Below are 3,394 nucleotides of genomic sequence, written 5' to 3'. Positions count from 1 at the left end.
TGTTATACAGCAAATTATTTCAATATAAAAAGTGATATAAAAAGCAAAATAATTTAACCTTATCCATTATATAAAGTTAATTAATTTTCATATTCATGTATAAGATTGGTTAATCTTGCCTACAATTATAGAAAAATAATGGGGCGGTAAAATTAATTACCACCCCAAGAAAGGTATCACAATGATAATTATAGCCTTTCCAGTTAAAAATATACATGAATATATCGAAAATGAATCATATTTGTACATAGATACACCATCTGGATGTCCTAATTGCAATTACAACGGTAAATTGTATAGGCACGGTTATTACTGCAGGGGTGTCTTTATTGACAATAATTGCATAGATATTACCATAGCAAGAGTTATTTGTCCTGTATGCCATAAGACACATGCTTTAATACCGGATTTCCTTGTGCCATATTTTATCTATCCTTTATCTGTTATTCTAACTTCTTTGAAAAAAATATTTATCGATGGACATGGCACTACATATGTTGCTGATGAAATCATTAAAGAGTTTAATTTGTCTTTTGTAAAAGAGCAAAATATCAGTTATTTCAAAATGAGATTTCTCTCGATTTTGAATTATGTTCACAGCTTTTTTGCTAATTTTCGAGAATACATTGAAACAATGAACAGTTTATCACCTAGAACTTTGATAAGCAATATTTGTAAATATACAAAAGAAAAGCTAAAGTTTAATTTACACTATTTTGATTTGATGAAAGTACATTTTTTCAAAAAAGTTTAAATTTAATTCTTGGTAGAATTTTTTTGCTTTTTTACAAAAGTCGTGTTTTTTTATCATAATTTACCGTTATTTTTGACTGTATAATTATTTTAATTCGATTAAAAATGTTTAATCTGAATTTGTCTATGTAAATTTATCTAATTCGCATTTTATCTCTCCACATAACCTTTGTGAATGTACCATCATTATCCAGTCAATAATACTGATAATTAAATCGAGGAGGTTTTTAGGCATGGATAATGATGTTAAACAAAAAATTGCTTACTTTAAATTTTCTTTGATAGCACCGCTTATCAATGAAAATTACACTCAGGAAACTGCAAAAGAATATATGGAGGTTATTACTTCTAAAGTTTATGATGTGCCTTCATTAGGTAAAAGAGAATTTTCTCCTAATACAATTAAGACATGGCTTTACTGTTACAGAAAATATGGATTTGAAGGTTTATATCCAAAAAGCAGATGCGACAAAGGTGCTTCGAGAGTTTTAACTGATGATGTTAAAGCCTATATTAAGAATCTAAAACTTGATAATCCAAGAAGATCAGCTAAATCAATCTATCAGGAACTTTTGGTTAAAAAGTTTATTGAGCTTGATAAAGTATCCTTATCTACAGTTCAAAGATATCTTCGAAAAACTAAAATATCTACATCAGCATTAAACACAAAAGACAGGAGATCTTTTGAAATGGAGTATCCTAATGACTGTTGGCAATCTGATATATCAATGGGTCCATACTTAATTATCAACGACAAGAAGATTAAAACATACCTTATTGCTTTTCTGGATGATTCATCAAGGTTAATAACACATGCAGAATTTTATGATACAGATAATGTCATATCACTTATTGATGCGTTCAAAAAAGCCGTTTCGAAAAGAGGTGTTCCTAAAAAGCTATTTGTTGATAACGGCAAAGTATTCCAAAGCGAACAATTGCATTTAATATGTGCATCATTGGGAACGTCTTTATGTTATGCTGAACCGTATTCGCCAGAATCAAAAGGAAAAATCGAAAGATTTTTCAGGACATTAAAAGATCAATGGATGTATGGATTTGATTGGCAGAAAATATCTTCCATAGACGAATTGAATGAGAACTTGAATAAATATATTGAAGGAATATATCATCAAACAGTACATTCATCAACAAATATGAAGCCTATAGAGAAATTCATTAAATACACAGACACGATGAAATTCATAAATTCTAAAGAAGATCTTGATAACATATTTCTCTATAGAGTCAAAAGGCGTGTAATTAAAGATGCGACAGTATCAATAGAAAAAATTAAATTTGAAGTACCAATGCAGTATATTGGGGATTATGTAAATATACGATATTATCCAAAATCACTTGATAAAGCATATATTTTTAGCGAAGACGGTAAACTCTTACAAACAATACATCCAGTAAACAAAATTGATAATTCTAAGATAAGAAGAAAAGAAATAGACTTTTCTTTGTAAATGAAGAAAGAAGGAAAAACAATGTTCAATGTATATTATGGATTAACATTTAATCCATTTTCTAAAGACTGTGATGTGAAATATCACTACAAATCACAGGATTATATACAAGCAATGAGCAGATTAGAATTTTTAAAAGATAAAAAAGGATTTGGGTTAATAACAGGAGATCCTGGATCTGGTAAGTCATATACACTAAAATGCTTTGTAACTTCTTTAAATCCTAATATGTACAAGGTTGTGTACATACCAATATCAACACTTACCGTTATGGATTTTTACAGGTATTTATCCGACGGCTTAGGATTAATACCGAAGCATAGAAAATGTGATATGTTTCGCCAGATACAGGATGTAATATTAAGTTATCATTCAAAAAACATAACTCCCGTTATCATCGTTGATGAGGCTCAGTTCATAAGCAACTCAATCCTTGATGATTTACGTATTATATTTAATTTTGACATGGACACAAAAAATTATGCATTACTTATATTATCTGGACAAACACAATTAATTATACAGTTGAATAGACAAGCACATGAAGCATTAAGGCAGCGAATAGTTTTAAATTATTCATTTAAGGGTTTAAACAAAGATGAAACAAAAGAATATATAACATCCAGATTAAAATGTGCAGGATGCAATGAAACAATATTTACTGATGACGCAATTGAATTAATATATTCAAGCACAAATGGATATTTGAGAAAAATTAATTTACTTGCAGAAATGTCAATGATATTAGGAGCTAAAGAAAGTCAAAAAACTATAAATGGTGAGCTAGTATTTAGAGCTCAAAGTGATATAAATATTACAGAATAATTGGATATATGAGTGTATCTTCTTCTCCGGAGGGGATAAGGAAATGCAGGGGTGCAACCTGAGCACTTCGGAGAGGGTTGGTGCCATAAAACAACTTTCTCCCGGTTCAATCCGGGGGAGAAGGTACATTCAAGATGGCATTTACCCAAAAAGCGTAAAACCTAAAGATGGATATACTTAAAGCTATATGTATATGATTTTAGAATAATATGATCTTATAGATTGTATAATGTGAATTTTTGAGTAAAAACAATGTTTAGTGATTGTTTAATCTTTATACTTTTTAGGATAAGTCAGCTTAATTAATCTCTATTTTTCAGGATGTAATATCTTGCTGTTTAACA

3 protein-coding genes are annotated in these 3,394 nt (G+C 29.3%); all 3 read left to right on the top strand.

The features are described 5' to 3' along the window. The first annotated feature begins 181 nt into the window (after positions 1-181). Positions 182-754, top strand: a complete 573-nt coding sequence (locus J2Z80_RS14815; protein WP_013296617.1) for a DUF6431 domain-containing protein — start codon at positions 182-184, stop codon at positions 752-754. A gap of 232 nt (positions 755-986) precedes the next feature. Then, positions 987-2,225, top strand: a complete 1,239-nt coding sequence (locus J2Z80_RS14810; RefSeq protein WP_013296616.1) for a DDE-type integrase/transposase/recombinase — start codon at positions 987-989, stop codon at positions 2,223-2,225. 21 nt (positions 2,226-2,246) lie between these two features. Beyond that, positions 2,247-3,050 carry an ExeA family protein gene (locus tag J2Z80_RS14805; protein WP_013296615.1) on the top strand — a complete coding sequence of 268 codons (804 nt, stop codon included), beginning with the start codon at positions 2,247-2,249 and terminating at the stop codon, positions 3,048-3,050. The last annotated feature ends 344 nt before the right edge of the window (positions 3,051-3,394 follow it).

The organism is Thermoanaerobacterium butyriciformans, from assembly GCF_017874545.1.
GTDB classification, from domain to species: Bacteria; Bacillota; Thermoanaerobacteria; order Thermoanaerobacterales; family Thermoanaerobacteraceae; genus Thermoanaerobacterium; species Thermoanaerobacterium butyriciformans.
Note: the sequence above shows the minus strand (reverse complement) of the source record. Positions and strands in the feature narration are given on the sequence as shown.